General features: G+C 61.0%; 12 protein-coding genes. 6 read left to right on the top strand and 6 right to left on the bottom strand.

Translation table 11 applies throughout. The annotated features are described in order from the left end of the window. Both AC1RP7_RS17880 and AC1RP7_RS17875 read left to right on the top strand, forming a co-directional pair. A partial coding sequence (locus AC1RP7_RS17880) for a hypothetical protein (protein WP_493183997.1) occupies window positions 1-77 on the top strand: 77 nt, incomplete at its 5' end. A 434-nt stretch (window positions 78-511) separates the two neighbouring features. After that, complete coding sequence (locus AC1RP7_RS17875; RefSeq protein ID WP_493181793.1) at window positions 512-2,911, top strand: sensor domain-containing diguanylate cyclase; 2,400 nt, start codon at window positions 512-514, stop codon at window positions 2,909-2,911. Between the two features lie 138 nt (window positions 2,912-3,049). Here AC1RP7_RS17875 and dacB read toward each other — a convergent pair whose 3' ends face one another. Further along, the gene (dacB, locus tag AC1RP7_RS17870) at window positions 3,050-4,510 is read right to left on the bottom strand and encodes a D-alanyl-D-alanine carboxypeptidase/D-alanyl-D-alanine endopeptidase (RefSeq protein ID WP_223503987.1); all 1,461 of its coding nucleotides are present in this window, start codon (window positions 4,508-4,510) and stop codon (window positions 3,050-3,052) included. Window positions 4,511-4,745: 235 nt separating this feature from the next. Between dacB and AC1RP7_RS17865 the strand changes: the two genes are divergently transcribed. Then, entirely contained in the window at window positions 4,746-5,090 is a 345-nt protein-coding gene (locus tag AC1RP7_RS17865) for a YggL family protein (protein ID WP_007971486.1), read from the top strand. A 114-nt stretch (window positions 5,091-5,204) separates the two neighbouring features. On the opposite strand, the gene AC1RP7_RS17860 is transcribed toward AC1RP7_RS17865, so the two are convergent. Beyond that, window positions 5,205-6,419 (bottom strand): benzoate/H(+) symporter BenE family transporter, encoded by a 1,215-nt coding sequence (locus AC1RP7_RS17860; protein ID WP_493181795.1) that lies wholly within the window; start codon window positions 6,417-6,419, stop codon window positions 5,205-5,207. A gap of 289 nt (window positions 6,420-6,708) precedes the next feature. Here AC1RP7_RS17860 and AC1RP7_RS17855 point away from each other — a divergent pair, with 289 nt between their 5' ends. After that, window positions 6,709-7,473, top strand: a complete 765-nt coding sequence (locus AC1RP7_RS17855; protein WP_007971481.1) for a GntR family transcriptional regulator — start codon at window positions 6,709-6,711, stop codon at window positions 7,471-7,473. Window positions 7,474-7,635: 162 nt separating this feature from the next. On the opposite strand, the gene guaD is transcribed toward AC1RP7_RS17855, so the two are convergent. The 4 genes from guaD to xdhA form a co-directional block, all read right to left on the bottom strand. Next, window positions 7,636-8,940, bottom strand: a complete 1,305-nt coding sequence (guaD, locus tag AC1RP7_RS17850) for a guanine deaminase (RefSeq protein ID WP_493181796.1) — start codon at window positions 8,938-8,940, stop codon at window positions 7,636-7,638. A gap of 8 nt (window positions 8,941-8,948) precedes the next feature. Further along, a complete protein-coding gene (xdhC, locus tag AC1RP7_RS17845; RefSeq protein ID WP_057715689.1) occupies window positions 8,949-9,791 on the bottom strand; it encodes a xanthine dehydrogenase accessory protein XdhC in 843 nt (280 codons plus the stop codon). Between the two features lie 135 nt (window positions 9,792-9,926). Further along, window positions 9,927-12,326, bottom strand: a complete 2,400-nt coding sequence (xdhB, locus tag AC1RP7_RS17840) for a xanthine dehydrogenase molybdopterin binding subunit (RefSeq protein WP_493181798.1) — start codon at window positions 12,324-12,326, stop codon at window positions 9,927-9,929. After that, the gene (gene xdhA / locus AC1RP7_RS17835) at window positions 12,319-13,773 is read right to left on the bottom strand and encodes a xanthine dehydrogenase small subunit (protein ID WP_150812383.1); all 1,455 of its coding nucleotides are present in this window, start codon (window positions 13,771-13,773) and stop codon (window positions 12,319-12,321) included. Before xdhA ends, xdhB begins: the two co-directional genes overlap by 8 nt. Window positions 13,774-14,050: 277 nt before the next feature. On the opposite strand from xdhA, the gene AC1RP7_RS17830 reads away from it, so the two are divergent. Together AC1RP7_RS17830 and smc are read left to right on the top strand one after the other, a co-directional pair. Then, window positions 14,051-14,710, top strand: coding sequence for a GntR family transcriptional regulator (locus AC1RP7_RS17830; RefSeq protein WP_057715686.1), 660 nt, complete (start codon window positions 14,051-14,053; stop codon window positions 14,708-14,710). 2 nt (window positions 14,711-14,712) lie between these two features. After that, window positions 14,713-18,201 (top strand): chromosome segregation protein SMC, encoded by a 3,489-nt coding sequence (gene smc / locus AC1RP7_RS17825; RefSeq protein ID WP_154946549.1) that lies wholly within the window; start codon window positions 14,713-14,715, stop codon window positions 18,199-18,201. The last annotated feature ends 45 nt before the right edge of the window (window positions 18,202-18,246 follow it).

The following is an 18,246-nucleotide window of genomic DNA, read 5'->3' as shown; positions in this document are numbered from 1 at the left end:
TCACCGCCCAGACCATCGACCCGGATTTTGCCCGCAACGCCAAGATCCATCGCGCCTGGAAAATCACGGCTCGTTGAATCGTGGATCCACCTGTAGGAGCGAGCCTGCTCGCGATGGTCGACAACGATAACGCGTGCTTTCTGAATGCACGCGGTGTTCTTGAGTCCATCGCGAGCAAGCTCGCTCCTACAGTGCTTCGGCGAGCGTTATGCAGTCGAGGAGATCACCGCCCAGACCATCGACCCGGATTTTGCCCGCAACGCCAAGATCCATCGCGCCTGGAAAATCACGGCTCGTTGATAGCTGTGCTGATTCACTGTAGGAGCGAGCCTGCTCGCGATGAACCCGAAAGCGCCGCGTGTATTCAGAAAGCACGCGTTATCGTTATCGACCATCGCGAGCAAGCTCGCTCCTACAGGGTTTCAGTGCTGGTCAAATTAGTGGCTAATAGCTATAACTCAGTTCATGGCCAAAGGGCTTCTCCGCACCTGGCGTTTTGAGTTTGCGTTTTATGTCGTTGCACGCCGTGCGCCCCAGGATCCTGGGAATAATCAGCGAAGATGCCTCGGCCTGGTTGGTCGCGCTGCTGGTATTGCTGGTTGGCGGGGTGCTCACCGGGTTGCTGGCGTGGTCGACGCTGAATCTGTTTCACCATCAATTGCGGCAACGTTTCCAACTGCTGGCCAGTGAACGTTACAGCCGTATCGAAGAGCGTTTCGAAGATCAGGAGCAGCGCCTCGACGGCCTGCGCCGGTTTTTCGCCAATTCCGATTCGGTGTCCCGAGCGGAATTCGACGGCTACACCCAACCTTTGCTGCTGCGAACCCAAGCGTATTCCTATGCCCAGCGGGTCACTCGTGACGAGCGGGTGGCGTTCGAGCGTCGGGTGCGAGACGAGGGCTTGAACAGCTTCACCCTGAGAGAGCTCAACGCCGACGGCCAACTGCAACTGGCCGGCGAGCGAGATGAGTACGTGGCGGTGCTGTACAGCCAGACGCAAAGCAAACTCGGTGCTCCCCTCGGTTACGACTTGCTGGCCCAGCCACTGCGGCGTGCCACGCTCGCTCGGGCCGATCAGCGTGGCGGTATGGCGGTATCACAACCGATGCATCTGGTGAGTATCGAACCGGCTTATGCCCGAGGCGTGCTGCTGGTCGCGCCGCTCATGCAGCGCAACAGTCAGGACCGCAAATCCACGAAGCCCTACGGTTATGTCATGGCCGTGATCAGCATGCGCCAGTTGTTGGCGGACGGACTGCCGGACGCCAGCCATGACTATCTCTCGGTGCGCATCCTCGATTTGTCGATCGATGACCAGCACGAGGTGCTGTTCGAATCACCCAACCCGCCGGCCATCAGCGAGCTGTCGGCCACGCGCCTGTTGCGCATGGCCGACCATGACTATCAAGTCGATATCCAGCCCAGCGATGCGTTCGTGAAGGCCAATCATTCCTCCGTGACCAGTGTGGTGGTGTTGGGTGGAATGCTCAGCGTGATGCTCAGTGCCTTGCTGTATGTGTTGGTCAGCCAGCGGCAGCGGGCGTTGAAAATGGTCGAGCAACGCACCCAGGAGCTACGGGATCGAGAGCAGGAGCTGCGCGGCACCCATGGTCAGTTGCGTGGTGTGCTGAATGCCGCCACCCAAGTCGCGATCATCGCCACCGACCTGCGCGGTGTCATCAGTACCTTCAACGCCGGTGCTGAGCAGATGCTTGGCTATACCAGTGCCGAGGTGGTGGGGCATATGACCCTGGAGAGCCTGCACCTGCCCCGGGAGCTGGTCGCTCGCTCGGCAGAGTTGAGCGCACGCTATGGTAAACCGGTGCCGACCTGCCAGGCGATGCTGGTCGAAGGCGACGCGCAGGGCAGCCACGAGGCGCGGGAGTGGACGCTGGTACGTGGCGATGGCAGCCATTTGATCGTCAACATGCTCGCCACGCCAGTGCTCGACGAGCAAGGCCTGTGGGTCGGGCACCTGGCGGTGTGCATCGACATCACCGAACGCAAGCGGGTCCATGAGGCGCTCGCGGCGCGGGATCTGTTGTTGAAGAAACTCAGCGCCCACGTGCCCGGTGGCATCTACCAGTTCAAGATGGAGTTCGACGGGCGTTTCAGCGTGATCTACGCCAGCGACGGCATTCGCGAGATCTACGAGCTGGAACCTGACGTGCTGCTGCTCAATGCCGAAGCGATCTTCACCCGGATTCACCCCCAGGACAGCACCCGTGTCCGTGCCTCGATCCGTGCCTCGGCCGACACCCTCAGCCCCTGGCGCGAGGAATACCGCGTGCAATTGCCGCAACGGGGTCTGCGTTGGGTGCGTGGCGAGGCCACGCCAGAGGAACTGCCCGGTGGCGGTGTGCTGTGGCACGGCTACATCTCGGACATTTCCGATAGGAAGCGGGTGGAAGAAGAGTTGCGCGCGTTGTCGGTCACCGATTCCCTGACCGGTATCCACAACCGGCGTTATTTCCAGGAGCGCTTGACCATCGAAATGGCCCGGGTGGAGCGTGGCGGTGGGGATCTGTCGGTGATCATGCTCGATATCGACCATTTCAAGCGCATCAATGACCTGCATGGTCATGCCATCGGTGATCGGGTGTTGCAGGCCGTGTGCCAACGGATCGGCCACCGGCTGCGTCGCACCGATGTGTTCTGCCGCTTGGGCGGTGAGGAGTTCATGGTGCTGTGCCCGGATATCAGCGGCGAACAGGCCTATATGTTGGCCCAGCAATTGTGGCAAGGCCTGCGCAGTTCACCCATTGAAGGTGTCGGTACGGTCACTGCCAGTTTCGGGATTGCCAGTTGGCGAGTCGGGGAGGGCGCCGATGCTTTGCTGTTGCGCGCGGATTCGGGGGTTTACGCGGCGAAGCAGGCAGGAAGGGATCGGGTAGAAGGGGAGATGAGTTAACCCGGGTTGTACGCAGACCCTGTGGGAGCGAGCTTGCTCGCGATAGCGGTTTTACATTCAACATTGATGCTGACTGTCATGCCGCCATCGCGAGCAAGCTCGCTCCCACAGTAGATCTCTGGAGCTTTCTAGATTCGGTTACAACACCGACGCCGTTTGCGGCGTTTTCGGTTGGCGGTACAGGTCCAGCAGCACCTGATCGAGCACTGACGAGGCGCCGAACGGGGCCTTGTCGTTGAGGATCGCCACCACCGCCCAGGTGTTGCCGTTGACGTCGCGACTGAAACCGGCGATCGCCCGCACGGTGTTCAGGGTGCCGGTCTTGACGTGGGCTTCACCGCGCATCGCAGTGGTCTTCAGGCGTTTGCGCATGGTGCCGTCGGTGCCGGCGATCGGCATCGAACTGATGTACTCGGCGGAATACGGACTGTGCCAGGCAGCTTCCAGCATCGAGGCCATTTCTCGGGCGCTGACACGCTCGGCACGGGACAGGCCGGAGCCGTTCTCCATCACCAGGTGCGGCGCGGTGATGCCCTTTTTCGCCAGCCACTGACGCACGACACGCTGGGCAGCCTTGGCGTCGTCACCATCGGCATCGGTGCGGAAACGTTGGCCCAGGCTCAGGAACAACTGCTGGGCCATGGTGTTGTTACTGTACTTGTTGATGTCGCGGATGATTTCCGCCAGGTCCGGCGAGAACGCCCGGGCCAGGACCTTGGCGTCTTTCGGTGTTGGCGCCAGCACATCCCTGCCCTGAATGCTGCCACCCAGCTCCTTCCAGATCGCGCGGACGGCGCCGGCGGTGTAGGTCGCGTGGTCGAGCAGCGACAGGTAAGTCTGTGAGCTGCAGCCTTCACCCAGTTGGCCGCCGACCGTCACGGTCACGCTGCCGTCGGCCTGTGCCACCGGGTTGTAGCGCACGCCACCGGTGCATTGCTTGGAGTTGAGGGCCTTGACCTGGTTGTCGATGCGGATGCTCGCAATCGGCGGCTCCACCGAGACCAGCACCTTGCCCGAGTCATTGCGCGCGACGAAGCGCAGCGCCTTGAGGTTGACCAGCAGCGAGTCGGGCTTGACCAGGAACGGCTTGTTATCGTCGTTGCCGTCGTCATTGAACTCCGGCAGTTGCGGTTGCACGAAGAAGGTTTTATCCAGCACCAGGTCGCCGGTGACCTGGGTCACGCCGTTGGCGCGCAGGTCGCGCATCAGCAGCCAGAGTTTTTCCATGTTCAGCTTCGGATCGCCGCCACCCTTGAGGTAGAGGTTGCCGTTGAGAATGCCGCCACTGAGGGTGCCGTCGGTGTAGAACTCGGTTTTCCACTGGTGGTTCGGGCCGAGCATTTCCAGCGCCGCGTAGGTGGTGACCAGTTTCATGGTCGATGCCGGGTTGACCGACACGTCGGCGTTGAACACCGTCGGGGTGCCGGGGCCGGTGAGGGGGATCATCACCAGCGACAGGGCGTTGTCCTGCAGCTTGCTGGCTTTCAGGGCTTTTTCAACGTTGGGCGACAACGCGGTATTGATTGGAGCGGCGGAAACGTGGAGGGCCAAGGGGAGAAGAAAACCGGCCAACAGCAAAGGACGCAAAGATTTGATCATCTGAAATAAAACCCTACAGCCGAGGGGGAAATATAAAGAGGGCATGGAGATAAATTCCCTCAATGGTCATGAAAGTGTCGGCATTATGCCCCAAGGTGTCACGGCTTGTGCCGTGCGCGAGCATCTTGATCGGCTATTTTTTTACCGACGGTAGGCGTGGTGGCCCAGAGAGTCAGGCAATCGGCGGCTTAAACTGCTAAAGTGCCGCCCGTTATTACTTAAGAGGATTGTTCCAATGGCGACTAACCGTTCCCAGCGTCTGCGCAAAAAACTGTGCGTCGATGAATTTCAAGAGCTGGGTTTCGAACTGAACCTGGATTTCAAAGAAGATTTGGCTGATGAAGCCATTGATGCTTTCCTCGACGCGTTCCTCAAAGAAGCCATGGAAGCCAACGGTCTGGGCTATGTTGGCGGCGACGACTACGGTCTGGTTTGCCTGCAGAAGCGTGGCTCGGTCAGCGCTGAACAGCGCGCTGCCGTTGAAGCCTGGCTCAAAGGCCGCACCGAGCTGACCAGCGTTGAAGTCAGCCCGCTGCTGGACGTCTGGTACCCGGAAAAGCCGATCAATCCGGTAGCTTGATGTTCTGAAAAAAACGGCGACCCAAGGGTCGCCGTTTTTTTTTGCTTTTTTTTTGCAGGAGCGAGCTTGCTCGCGATGAGCCTGAGAGCGCCGTGGGGTCTCAGGTTTCCAGTGTTATCGTTGACGACCATCGCGAGCAGGCTCGCTCCTCCAGTTCAGGATCAGCAGCGTCACCACCCCCGCGACAATCCCCCAGAACGCCGAACCGATGGAAAACAGCGTCAGCCCCGATGCCGTGACCATGAAGGTGATCAGCGCCGCTTCACGTTCCTTCACTTCGCTCATGGCGATGCTCAAGCCATTGATGATCGAGCCGAACAGTGCCAGCGCCGCAATCGACAGCACCAGTTCCTTGGGCAGCGCGGCAAACAATGCCGCGAGCGTCGCGCCGAACACGCCGGCAATCCCGTAGAAAATCCCGCACCAGACCGCCGCGGTGTAGCGCTTGTTGCGATCCTCATGGGCGTGGGGCCCGGTGCAGATCGCTGCGCTGATGGCCGCCAGGTTGATCCCGTGGGAACCGAACGGTGCCAACAGTAAACTGGCGATGCCGGTGGTGGTGATCAGCGGCGAGGCGGGTACCGTGTAACCATCGGCGCGCAATACGGCGATGCCGGGCATGTTTTGTGAGGTCATGGCGACGACAAACAGCGGGATGCCGATGCTGATGGTCGCGGCCAGGGAGAAATGCGGTGTGGTCCAGACCGGCGTGGCCACTTCCAGGTGGAAGTCGCTGAAGTCCAGTAACCCCATGAACCCTGACAATGCCGTGCCGATCAGCAATGCCGCCAACACCGCATAGCGCGGCGACAGGCGCTTGACCACCAGATAAGTGACGAACATCCCCAGTACCAGGGCAGTGCGGTGTTGCGCTGCGACGAAAATCTCGCTGCCGATCTTGAACAGGATCCCCGCCAGCAGGGCGGCGGCCAGGGATGCCGGAATCTTTTTCACCAGTCGTTCGAAGCTGCCGGTCAGCCCGCAAATCGTCACCAGCACCGCGCAGGTAATATAGGCACCAATGGCTTCGCCGTAGCTCACGCCGCCCAGGCTGGTGATCAGCAGCGCTGCGCCCGGGGTCGACCAGGCAATGGTGATCGGCGTGCGATAACGCAAGGACAGGCCGATGGAGCACACCGCCATGCCGATGGAAATCGCCCAGATCCACGAAGAAATCTGCCCGCTGCTCAGGCCCGCCGCTTGCCCGGCCTGGAACATCAGCACCAGGGAGCTGGTGTAGCCGGTCATCATGGCGATGAAGCCGGCGACGATGGCCGAGGGCGAGGTGTCGGCCAGCGGGCGGATTTGCGTGTGGGTGGCGTCGTTCATGACGGCGGTGTTCCTTTTACAGATGAAGATGTCCGCTGCAACACGAACTCTGTGGGAGCGAGCTCGCTCCCACAGGGATCGCGTTACAAGGGCGGATTCTGTGAACAAGCCTAAACTCAAAAGTAACCAGACGTTGCGATACAGCCGAGGCAACATTCAGCCGTACAGTCGTGTTGCCACCCTCCATTGTGTACAATCGCAGTGTTTTTTACGCGATACTTGCCAGCGACCCACTGTGCCGTATTACAGTCACGGTCAATTCGCCGCAGTTCTTCCGACTCGAGTGCCCATGAACGAACAGTTGCAACCCCTAAAGAAACAACCGCGAGCAGGCAAAGCCGGCCGCAGCGGTACCCAGGACGATATTGTCTACGCGCATATCTTCGAGGCCATCCTCGAGCAGCGTCTGGCGCCCGGCACCAAGTTGAGCGAAGAAGCGCTGGGGGAAATTTTCGGGGTCAGCCGCACCATCATTCGCCGCGCCTTGTCGCGCCTGGCCCATGAAGGCGTGGTGCTGCTGCGTCCGAATCGCGGCGCCGTGGTCGCCAGCCCGAGCGTCGAAGAAGCCCGTCAGGTGTTCATGGCCCGCCGTCTGGTCGAGCGTGCGATCACCGAATTGGCGGTTCAGCACGCTACCGCGGAGCAGATTGCCGAGTTGCGCCAGATGGTCAACGATGAACGCGACAGCTTCTCGCGCGGTGATCGCGGTGCCGGTATCCGTCTGTCGGGCGAGTTTCACCTGAAACTGGCCGAAGCGGCGAAGAACGCCCCGTTGATCAGCTTCCAGCGCAGCCTGGTGTCCCAGACGTCGCTGATCATCGCCCAGTACGAAAGCGGCAACCGTTCCCATTGCTCCTACGACGAGCACACCCAGTTGATCGACGCCATCGAAAAGCGCGACGCTGAACTGGCGGTGAACCTGATGATGCATCACATGGATCACATCGACAGCAAACTCAACCTCGATGAGGAAAGTGCGTCGGATGATCTGCATGCGGTGTTCTCGCATTTGCTGCAGACCAAGAAGCCTGGGCGTTCGCCCGCGAAAATCTGATCTGTGGGAGCGAGCTTGCTCGCGATGGTCGTTAACGATTACGCGGGAAGCCTGACATCCCGTGGCGCCCTCAGGTTCATCGCGAGCAAGCTCGCTCCTACAGGGCATAAAAAATCCCCCGGAATCTGACGATTGCGGGGGATTTTTTATGCCCGAAGAAATTTACCGCTGATGCACCAGATTCCCCGCTGCATAGGTCTGCTGCACAGTCCGGTCATCCCCCAGGGTCATCAACACAAACAATGTCTCGGCGATGTTATTGGCCTGCTTCAGGCGATAGCTCAGCAGCGGCGTGGCGTTGTAGTCCAGCACCAGGAAGTCGGCGTCGGTGCCCGGTTGCAGGTTGCCGATCTTGTCTTCCAGGCGCAATGCGCGGGCGCCGCCGAGGGTGGCCAGGTACAGCGACTTGAACGGGCTCAGGCGTGCACCTTGCAGTTGCATGACCTTGTAGGCTTCGTTGAGGGTTTGCAGCAGCGAGAAACTGGTGCCACCACCCACATCGGTGCCGATACCGACATTGAGCTTGTGCTTCTCGGCCATCGGCAGGTTGAACAGGCCGCTGCCGAGGAAGAAGTTCGAGGTCGGGCAGAACGAGATGGCCGAACCTGTTTCTGCCAGTCGCGCGCACTCGTCATCGCACAGGTGCACACCGTGGGCGAACACTGAGCGCTCGCCGAGCAACTGGTAGTGATCGTAGACGTCCAGGTAACCCTTGCGCTCCGGGAAAAGCGCCTTGACCCACTCGATTTCCTTGAGGTTTTCGCTGATGTGGGTCTGCATGTACAGATCCGGGTATTCGGTCAGCAGCTGGCCGGCCAGGGTTAGCTGTTCCGGGGTGCTGGTCGGTGCGAAGCGTGGGGTGACCGCGTAGTGCAGGCGACCCTTGCCGTGCCAGCGCTCGATCAGCGCCTTGCTTTCCACGTAGCTGGATTCGGCGGTGTCGATCAGGTAGTCCGGGGCGTTGCGGTCCATCATCACCTTGCCGGCGATCATCCGCAGGTCGAGCTGCTGGGCCGCTTCGAAGAACGAGTTCACCGATTGCGGGTGCACGCTGCCGAATACCAGCGCAGTGGTGGTGCCGTTGCGCAGCAGTTCCTTGATGAAAATGTCCGCGACCTGGTCGGCGTGGGCCTTGTCGGCGAACTGGCTTTCGCACGGGAAGGTGTAGGTGTTGAGCCAGTCCAGCAGTTGCTCGCCATAGGCGCCGACCATGCCGGTTTGCGGCAGGTGGATGTGGGTGTCGATGAAGCCGGGGGTGATCAGTGCATCCTGGTAGTGGGTGATTTCGACGTCAGCCGGCAGGGTCGGCAGCAGTTCGCTGGCGTGACCGAGGGCGCTGATCTGGCCGTTATCCACAACCAGCAAGCCGTCTTCGAAATACTCGTAGGAGGCTTCGATGCCAACGACGGCTGGGTCGGCGATGCTGTGCAGGATGGCGGCGCGGTAGGCTTTGCGAGTCAGAGGCATGAGAATTCTCAGTTGGAGGCTTGGCTGCGGCGTGAGGCAGGCAGCAGTTTGGCAATCGATCCGGCGCTGGAGGTTTGCTGGCCGAAGTTCGCGTTATAGGTGGCGATGATTTCGCCGGCGATGGAGATGGCGATTTCCACAGGCAGCTTGCCTTTGACTTCGCCGATGCCCATCGGGCAGCGCATGCGTTGCACGACGCTGTTGTCGAAACCGCGGTCGCGCAGGCGATGTTCGAACTTCACCCGTTTGGTCTTCGAACCGATCAGGCCGAAGTAGGCGAAGTCGTTGCGCTTGAGGATCGCAGCGGTCAGTTCGAGGTCGAGTTGATGGTTGTGGGTCATCACGATGTAGTAGCTGCCGGCCGGCAGATCATCGATTTCATCCACCGGTTCTTCGCTGACGATCTTGCGCACGCCATGGGGGATCTGCTCGGGGAATTCATCTTCCCGCGAATCGATCCAGCGCACCCGGCAGGGCAGGCTGGCCAGCAGTGGCACCAGTGCGCGGCCGACGTGGCCGGCACCGAACACGGCGATCTGCGCTTGAACCTGGCCCATCGGTTCGAACAGCAAAACGGTCGCGCCACCGCAGCACTGGCCGAGGCTGGCGCCTAGGCTGAAGCGCTCCAGATGGGTGTCCTGCTTGCCGCTGGCGAGCATCTCGCGAGCGATCTTCATGGCCTTGTATTCCAGGTGCCCGCCACCGATGGTGTCGAAGCTCTGGTTCGCGCTGATGACCATCTTCGAGCCAGCATTGCGCGGCGTCGAGCCGAGCTCTTCGATGATGGTAACCAGCACGCAGGGCTCACCCTGGTTTTGCAGGTCGGCGAGGGCGTCGATCCAGTTGTACATGTTCACCTCGACATCTGTGTGTCTGTTAGTCCGCCATCGCGAGCAAGCTCGCTCCCACATTGGATTTGTACAGGTCCATCAGTCAGCACATAACCCTGTGGGAGCGAGCTTGCTCGCGATAGCCGCACCTCGGTCCTAGAGCGAAGCCAACTCGGTCTCGGCCTCGACAGCCTTCGCCATCTTCAACTGGCGCATCTGCTCACAGCCCCACAACACTCGCTCCGGCGTCGCCGGGGCGTCGATTTTCGGTTGATGCCGGTAATCGCCCAGGCTCGCCACGGCGTCCTTGATCGCACACCACGAGGCGATGCCGAGCATGAACGGCGGCTCGCCCACGGCCTTGGAATGGAACACCGTGTCTTCGGGGTTCTTGCGGTTTTCCACCAGCTTCACCCGCAGGTCCAGCGGCATGTCCGCCACGGCCGGGATCTTGTAGCTGGCCGGGCCGTTGGTCATCAGCTTGCCCTTGTTGTTCCACACCAGCTCTTCCATGGTCAGCCAGCCCATGCCCTGGATGAAACCGCCCTCGACCTGACCGATGTCGATGGCCGGGTTCAGCGAGGCGCCGACGTCGTGGAGGATGTCGGTGCGCAGCATCTTGTATTCGCCGGTCAGAGTGTCGACCAGCACTTCGCAGCACGCTGCGCCAAAGGCGAAGTAGTAGAACGGACGGCCGCGAGCCTGGCTGCGGTCGTAGTAGATTTTCGGGGTCTTGTAGAAGCCGGTGCTCGACAGCGACACCTGGGCGAAATACGCCTGCTGGATCAGCGCTTCGAAGGTCAGGATGTGATCGCGAACCCGCACGTGGCCGTTGTGGAATTCCACGTCTTCTTCGCTGACCTTGTACTGGCGAGCCGCGAATTCCACCAGGCGTTGCTTGATGGTTTCGGCGGCGTTCTGCGCGGCCTTGCCGTTCAGGTCGGCGCCACTGGAAGCGGCGGTCGGCGAGGTGTTCGGTACTTTGTCGGTGTTGGTCGCGGTGATCTGCACGCGGTCCATTTCCACCTGGAACACTTCGGCCACGACTTGCGCGACCTTGGTGTTCAGGCCCTGGCCCATTTCGGTGCCACCGTGGTTCAGGTGGATGCTGCCGTCGGTGTAGACGTGCACCAGGGCACCGGCCTGGTTGAGGAAGCTGGCGGTGAAGGAAATACCGAATTTCACCGGGGTCAGCGCCAGGCCCTTTTTCAGGATCGGGCTGTTGGCGTTGTAGCGACGGATCGCTTCGCGGCGCTCGGCGTATTGGCTGCTTTCTTCCAGTTCCGCGGTCATCTCTTCGAGCATGTTGTGCTCGACGGTCTGGTAGTAGTGGGTGACGTTGCGCTCGGTCTTGCCGTAGTAGTTGGCCTTGCGCACCGCCAACGGATCAAGGGCCAAGTGACGGGCGATGGCATCCATCACTTCTTCGATGGCGACCATGCCTTGCGGGCCGCCGAAACCACGGTAGGCAGTGTTCGACGCGGTGTTGGTCTTGCAGCGGTGACCGTTGATGGTCGCATCGCCCAGGTAGTACGAGTTGTCCGAGTGGAACATCGCGCGGTCGACGATCGACGCCGACAGGTCAGGGGAGCAACCGCAGTTGCCGGCCAGTTCCAGGTTGATACCGTGCAGGCGGCCGGTGCTGTCGAAGCCCACGTCGTACTCGACATAGAACGGGTGACGCTTGCCGGTCATCAGCATGTCTTCGACCCGTGGCAGACGCATTTTGGTCGGCTGGCCGGTGAGATGCGCGATCACCGCGCACAGGCATGCAGGGCTGGCCGCCTGGGTTTCCTTGCCGCCGAAACCACCGCCCATGCGACGCATGTCGACGACGATCTTGTTCATCGACACGTCCAGCACTTCGGCCACCAGCTTCTGCACTTCGGTGGGGTTTTGCGTGGAGCAGTAGACGATCATGCCGCCGTCTTCGGTCGGCATCACCGAAGAGATCTGGGTTTCCAGGTAGAAGTGTTCCTGGCCACCAATGTGCAGCGTGCCCTGGATGCGATGTTCGGCAGTGGCCAGCGCCGTGGCCGAATCGCCGCGTTTGTGGGTGTGGCTGTCGAGTACGAAGTGGCGCTTGCGCAGGGCTTCGACCACGTCCAGCACAGGCTCCAGGTCTTCGTATTCGATGATCGCGGCCATCGCCGCCTTGCGCGCGGTTTCCAGGTCTTTCGCCGCCACGGCGATCACCGGTTGACCGACGAATTGCACGGTATCGATCGCCAGCAGCGGATCGCCCGGCAGCAACGGACCGATGTCCTTCAGGCCCGGCACGTCTTCGTGGGTGATGGCGATGCGCACGCCTTCAAAGGCGTAGCAGGGCGAAGTGTCGATGCTGATGATCCGGGCGTGGGCACGGTCCGACATGCGCGCATAAACGTGCAACTGGTTCGGAAACTCCAGGCGGTCGTCGATGTACTGCGCTTCACCGGCCACATGCTTGGCGGCGCTGTCGTGCTTGACGCTGCGGCCGACACCGGTGGTCAGGTCCTTGGCGAACAGTTCAGCCAATTCGGCTTGGGTCTTCTCTACGGCGTGATGATTAGACATAAGCGGTCACCCGAGTCTCGATGTGCGGTGTTTGCAGTTCGATGAAGTATTTGCGCAGCAGGTTCTGTGCGCTGAGCAGGCGATATTCCTTGCTGGCGCGGAAGTCCGAGAGCGGCGTGAAGTCTTCGCCCAGGGCAGCGCAGGCGCGTTCGACAGTGGCGTTGTTGAATGGCGAGCCGAGCAACGCGGCTTCGCAGGCAGCGGCGCGTTTCGGGATGGCGGCCATGCCGCCGAAGGCGACGCGGGCTTCAGCGACGACGCCGTTTTCCAGGCGAATGTTGAAGGCGGCGCAGACTGCCGAGATGTCATCGTCCAGGCGCTTGGAAACCTTGTAGGCACGGAACAGTTTTTCGACGCTGGCGCGGGGCACGATGATCTTCTCAATAAACTCGCTTTCCTGGCGCGCAGTGACACGGTAATCGATGAAGTAATCTTCCAGCGCCAGGGTACGGCGGGTTTCGCCTTTGCACAGCACGATTTGCGCGCCGAGGGCGATCAGCAGGGGCGGCGAGTCACCAATCGGCGAGGCGTTGCCGATGTTGCCGCCCAGGGTGCCCTGGTTGCGGATCTGCAAGGACGCGAAGCGGTGCAGCAATTCACCGAAGTCCGGGTACTCGGCGTTCAAGGCCTCGTAGCAATCGGACAGGGACGTGGCGGCGCCGATTTCCAGGCGATCGTCAAAGCGGTCGATGCGCTTCATCTCGGCGACGTTGCCGACGTAGATCATCACCGGCAGGGTGCGGTGGAACTGCGTGACTTCCAGCGCCAGGTCAGTACCGCCGGCCAGCAGGCGGGCCTGTGGATAAGCGTCGTAGAGGTCGGCCAGGTCGGCCACGGTCAGCGGCACGAGGCAGCGCTTGTCGCCGCTGTTGAGTTCGCCGATATCGGTCGGGGCAATGGCTTTCAGGCGGGCAATGGTGTCGGCCTCGCGGGCGTCGAACTGGTCCGGTTGCTTGGCGCAGCAGGACTGCTCGGCGGCTTCCAGGATCGGCCGGTAGCCGGTGCAACGGCAGAGGTTGCCGGCCAGTGCTTCGTGGGCCTTGGCATGATCCGGTGCATCGCTGTTCTTTTGCAGGGCAAACAGCGACATCACGAAACCGGGGGTGCAGAAGCCGCATTGCGAGCCGTGGCACTCGACCATGGCTTTCTGCACGCTGTGCAGTTCACCTTTGTGCTTGAGGTCTTCGACGCTGATCAGTTGCTTGCCGTGCAGGGACGACACGAAGGTCAGGCACGAGTTGAGGCTGCGATAGCGAATGTGTTCGCGGCCGTCATCATCGGTCTGCAATTCGCCGACCACCACGGTGCAGGCGCCGCAGTCACCGCTGGCGCAGCCTTCTTTGGTGCCGGGCTTGCCCACATGGTCGCGCAGATAATTGAGCACGGTCAGGTTCGGGTCCAGGGCGTGCTCGCTACGGAGTTCCTGGTTTAGTAAAAACTGGATCACGGAAGGCCTCGCAGACTCATTATTGTTGTTAACCGATAGGAACTGAATTTAGCAGGTCTGACTTTTCGGTCAATGATTTTCTGACTTAAAGGTCAGGAAATTGCAATTTGTCGATTAACCACCTGTTCCTTAATTATTGTCGCTGGTTCGATAGCCTGCCTTTTTGCTTGAATTTGCTTGAATCGTGCCAAAAACCTCCGGGCGGGCACTCCGCCCTGACACAGCAATTGCGCTACACTGCGCCGCTTGTACAGATCAAAGAGTTTGAAGGACAACCATGACGTTCAAGGCGCCGGACAGCCTCGCCGAGCAAATCGCTCACCACCTCGCCGAACGCATCATTCGCGGTGAAATGAAGCCCGGAGAGCGCATCCAGGAACAGAAGGTCACGCTGGCCCTCAACGTCAGCCGCGGTTCGGTCCGCGAGGCCTTGCTGATCCTCGAGCGTCGGCACCTGATCGCGATCCTGCCGCGACGGGGCGCCCACGTCACCGAGCTCACACCGCACAAGGTGCAGAGCCTGTGCACGCTGATGAGCGAACTCTATATCCTGCTCGGTAACTCCGTGGCCAGCGGCTGGAAAACCCAGGCCGACATGGCGCCGTTCGTGCAGATCCAGCAACGCCTGACTGCCAGCTACGAGCGTCAGGACATCCGCACTTTCGTCGACGACAGCTTCAACGTGATGCGCGCCGCGTACCCGTTCGCCAACAACCCGTACTTGCAGGAGACAGTCGAGAATCTGCAGCCGGCCATGAGCCGTGCCTATTTTCTCGCGCTGGAGCAGCGCAAAGCGTCGATGAGCGAATTCCTCGAACTGTTCGAACGCTTGCTCGCTGCCGTGCTGGCCCGTGACTTTGTGCAGATTCGCGAAGTGCTGACGGCTTACGCCCAGCGCAGTTGCGATCTGGTGATCTCTGCCCTGACGGACGCCTGAGGGTGCGGCTCAAGTGCATCAAGCTGGCGGGGTTCAAATCCTTCGTCGACCCGACCACGGTGAACTTCCCCAGTAACATGGCGGCGGTGGTCGGGCCCAATGGCTGCGGCAAATCGAACATCATCGACGCCGTGCGCTGGGTGATGGGCGAGAGTTCGGCGAAGAACCTGCGCGGCGAATCGATGACCGACGTCATCTTCAACGGCTCCACCAGCCGCAAGCCGGTAAGCCAGGCGAGCATCGAACTAGTGTTCGACAACTCCGACGGCACCTTGCTCGGGGAGTACGCCGCTTATGCGGAAATCTCCATTCGCCGCAAAGTGACCCGCGACAGCCAGACTACCTATTACCTCAACGGCACCAAATGCCGGCGCCGCGACATCACCGACATCTTCCTCGGCACCGGCCTTGGCCCGCGCAGCTATTCGATCATCGAGCAGGGGATGATCTCCAAGCTGATCGAGTCCAAGCCCGAAGACCTGCGCAACTTCATCGAAGAGGCCGCGGGTATCTCCAAGTACAAGGAGCGCCGGCGCGAGACGGAAAACCGCATCCGCCGCACCCACGAAAACCTTGAGCGCCTGACCGACCTGCGCGAAGAGCTTGAGCGTCAGCTCGAACGCTTGCACCGCCAGGCCGAGGCCGCCAAGAAGTATCAGGAATTCAAGGGCGAGGAGCGTCAGCTCAAGGCCCAACTGTCGGCCCTGCGCTGGCAGGCGCTGAACGATCAGGTCGGCCAGCGTGAAGCGATCATCGGCAACCAGGAAGTTTCTTTCGAAGCCTTGGTGGCCGAACAGCGCAATGCCGACGCAAGCATCGAGCGCCTGCGTGACGGGCACCACGACCTGTCGGAACGCTTCAACCTGGTGCAGGGGCGCTTCTACTCGGTCGGCGGCGACATTGCCCGGGTCGAGCAGAGCATCCAGCACGGTCAGCAGCGTTTGCGCCAGTTGCAGGATGACCTGAAAGAGGCCGAGCGCGCGCGCCTGGAAACCGAATCGCACCTGGGCCACGACCGCACGCTGCTGCTGACCCTCGGCGAAGAGCTGGACATGCTCACCCCGGAGCAGGAAGTCACCAGCGCCGCCGCCGAAGAGGCTGCTGCCGCGCTGGAAGAGTCCGAAACCACCATGCACGGCTGGCAAGAGCAGTGGGATACGTTCAACCTCACCGCCGCCGAGCCGCGCCGTCAGGCCGAAGTGCAGCAATCGCGGATCCAGCAACTGGAAACCAGCCTGGAGCGCCTGGCCGATCGCCAGAAGCGTCTTGGCGAAGAACGCGCCTTGCTCTCGGCGGACCCGGAAGACGCGGCGATCATGGCGCTCAGCGAGCAACTCGCGGAATCCGAAGCAACACTCGAGGATTTGCAGACCAGCGAAGAAGCCCAGGTCGAAAAGCTTGAGCAGTTGCGTCAGGAACTGCAGCAAGCGCTGACCGCGCAGCAGCAGGCGCAAGGCGATTTGCAGCGCCTCAACGGTCGACTGGCTTCACTCGAAGCTTTGCAGCAAGCCGCGCTCGACCCGGGCACTGGTACCGCCGAATGGCTGCGCGAACAGAATCTTGCGAATCGCCCGCGCCTGGCCGAAGGCCTGAAGGTTGAGGCCGGTTGGGAACTGGCGGTGGAAACCGTGCTTGGCGCCGACCTGCAAGCGGTGCTGGTGGACGACTTCAACGATTTCGATCTGTCCGGGTTTGCCCAGGGCGACTTGCGCTTGCTCAGCCCGTCCAGCGATGGCGTACGGGTGCCGGGCAGCCTGCTGGACAAGGTCGAGGCGCAGCTCGATCTGTCGCCATGGCTGGGGCAGGTCAAGCCGGTGGACAGCCTCGAACAGGCCTTGGCCTTGCGCAGTCAATTGGCTGCCGGGCAGAGCCTGATCAGCCGCGACGGTTACTGGGTCGGTCGGCATTTTTTGCGGGTGCGTCGGGCCAGTGAAGCGGAAAGCGGCGTGCTCGCCCGGGGTCAGGAAATCCAGCAACTGGGCCTGGAGCGCGAAGAACGCGAAGCCGCTGTCGAAACCCTGGAAACCCGACTGCAGAATCTCAGGGCACAGCAGCGTCAGCAAGAGAACGGTCGCGAACATCTGCGCCGTTTGCTGCAGGACGAAGCACGTCAGCAAGGTGAGTTGAAGGCTCAATTGTCTGCCGGCAAGGCCAAGGCCGAACAATTGACCCTGCGCCGTACCCGCCTCGACGAAGAGCTCATCGAACTCGATGAGCAGCGAGCGCTGGAACACGAAAACATCGGCGAAGCGCGCCTGCAATTGCAGGAAGCCCTCGACAGCATGGCGCAGGACACCGAGCAGCGTGAGTTGCTGCTGGCCCAGCGCGACAGCCTGCGTGAGCGTCTGGACCGGGTGCGTCAGGAAGCGCGGCAGCACAAGGATCACGCCCATCAGCTGGCGGTGCGTCTGGGCTCGCTCAAGGCGCAGCATGATTCGACGCGCCAGGCGCTGGAGCGTCTGGAGATGCAGTCCGAGCGCCTGACTGAAAAACGCGAGCAACTGAGCCTCAATCTGGAGGAGGGCGAAGCGCCACTGGAAGAGCTGCGCCTGAAACTCGAGGAGTTGCTCGACAAGCGCATGACCGTCGACGAAGAACTCAAGACCGCGCAGATCGCCCTCGAAGATGCCGACCGCGAACTGCGCGACGCCGAGAAGCGCCGCAGCCAGGCCGAACAGCAATCCCAGTTGATTCGCAGCCAGCTCGAAACCCAGCGCATGGAATGGCAAGCCCTGACCGTACGCCGCAAGACTTTGCAGGACCAATTGCTGGAAGACGGCTACGATCTCCACGGCGTACTCGCGACACTGACTGCCGAGGCCAGCGAGAAGGAAGCTGAGGAAGAACTCGAGCGCATCGCCGCCAGGATCCAGCGTCTGGGCGCGATCAACCTGGCGGCCATCGATGAGTACCAGCAACAATCGGAGCGTAAGCGTTATCTGGATGCGCAGAACGACGATCTGGTGGAAGCCCTTGAAACCCTTGAGAACGTGATTCGCAAGATCGACAAGGAAACCCGCAACCGTTTCAAGGATACCTTTGATCAGATCAATGGCGGTTTACAGGCGCTTTTCCCAAAAGTTTTCGGTGGAGGCCGCGCGTATTTGGAACTGACGGGCGAAGATCTACTCGATACAGGGGTAACAATCATGGCGCAGCCGCCAGGAAAGAAGAACAGCACCATCCATTTGCTCTCCGGCGGCGAAAAGGCCCTGACCGCATTGGCTCTGGTTTTTGCGATCTTCAAGTTGAACCCGGCGCCGTTCTGCATGCTCGATGAGGTTGACGCGCCACTGGATGACGCTAACGTTGGACGCTACGCGCGATTGGTAAAAGAGATGTCACAGACAGTGCAGTTCATCTATATCACCCACAACAAGATCGCCATGGAAATGGCCGAACAACTGATGGGTGTGACGATGCACGAACCCGGTTGTTCACGTCTGGTGGCGGTGGATGTCGAGGAGGCGATGGCGATGGTGGATGCCTGAGTCGTGGTTGTAGGAAGAGTGTTTTCGGTTTGTAGGACTCTTTTC

It is taken from the genome of Pseudomonas sp. GW822-FHT01E03, from assembly GCF_058802985.1.
This window is presented reverse-complemented; position numbering and strand designations above follow the sequence as displayed.

Coding starts and splice junctions, on each gene's coding strand:
- AC1RP7_RS17865 (WP_007971486.1), top strand. CDS start 4,746: ATGGCGACTAACCGTTCCCAGCGTCTGCGCAAAAAACTGTGCGTCGAT.
- guaD (WP_493181796.1), bottom strand. CDS start 8,940: ATGCCTCTGACTCGCAAAGCCTACCGCGCCGCCATCCTGCACAGCATC.
- xdhC (WP_057715689.1), bottom strand. CDS start 9,791: ATGTACAACTGGATCGACGCCCTCGCCGACCTGCAAAACCAGGGTGAG.
- AC1RP7_RS17830 (WP_057715686.1), top strand. CDS start 14,051: ATGACGTTCAAGGCGCCGGACAGCCTCGCCGAGCAAATCGCTCACCAC.
- xdhB (WP_493181798.1), bottom strand. CDS start 12,326: ATGTCTAATCATCACGCCGTAGAGAAGACCCAAGCCGAATTGGCTGAA.
- AC1RP7_RS17860 (WP_493181795.1), bottom strand. CDS start 6,419: ATGAACGACGCCACCCACACGCAAATCCGCCCGCTGGCCGACACCTCG.
- AC1RP7_RS17875 (WP_493181793.1), top strand. CDS start 512: ATGTCGTTGCACGCCGTGCGCCCCAGGATCCTGGGAATAATCAGCGAA.
- dacB (WP_223503987.1), bottom strand. CDS start 4,510: ATGATCAAATCTTTGCGTCCTTTGCTGTTGGCCGGTTTTCTTCTCCCC.
- AC1RP7_RS17855 (WP_007971481.1), top strand. CDS start 6,709: ATGAACGAACAGTTGCAACCCCTAAAGAAACAACCGCGAGCAGGCAAA.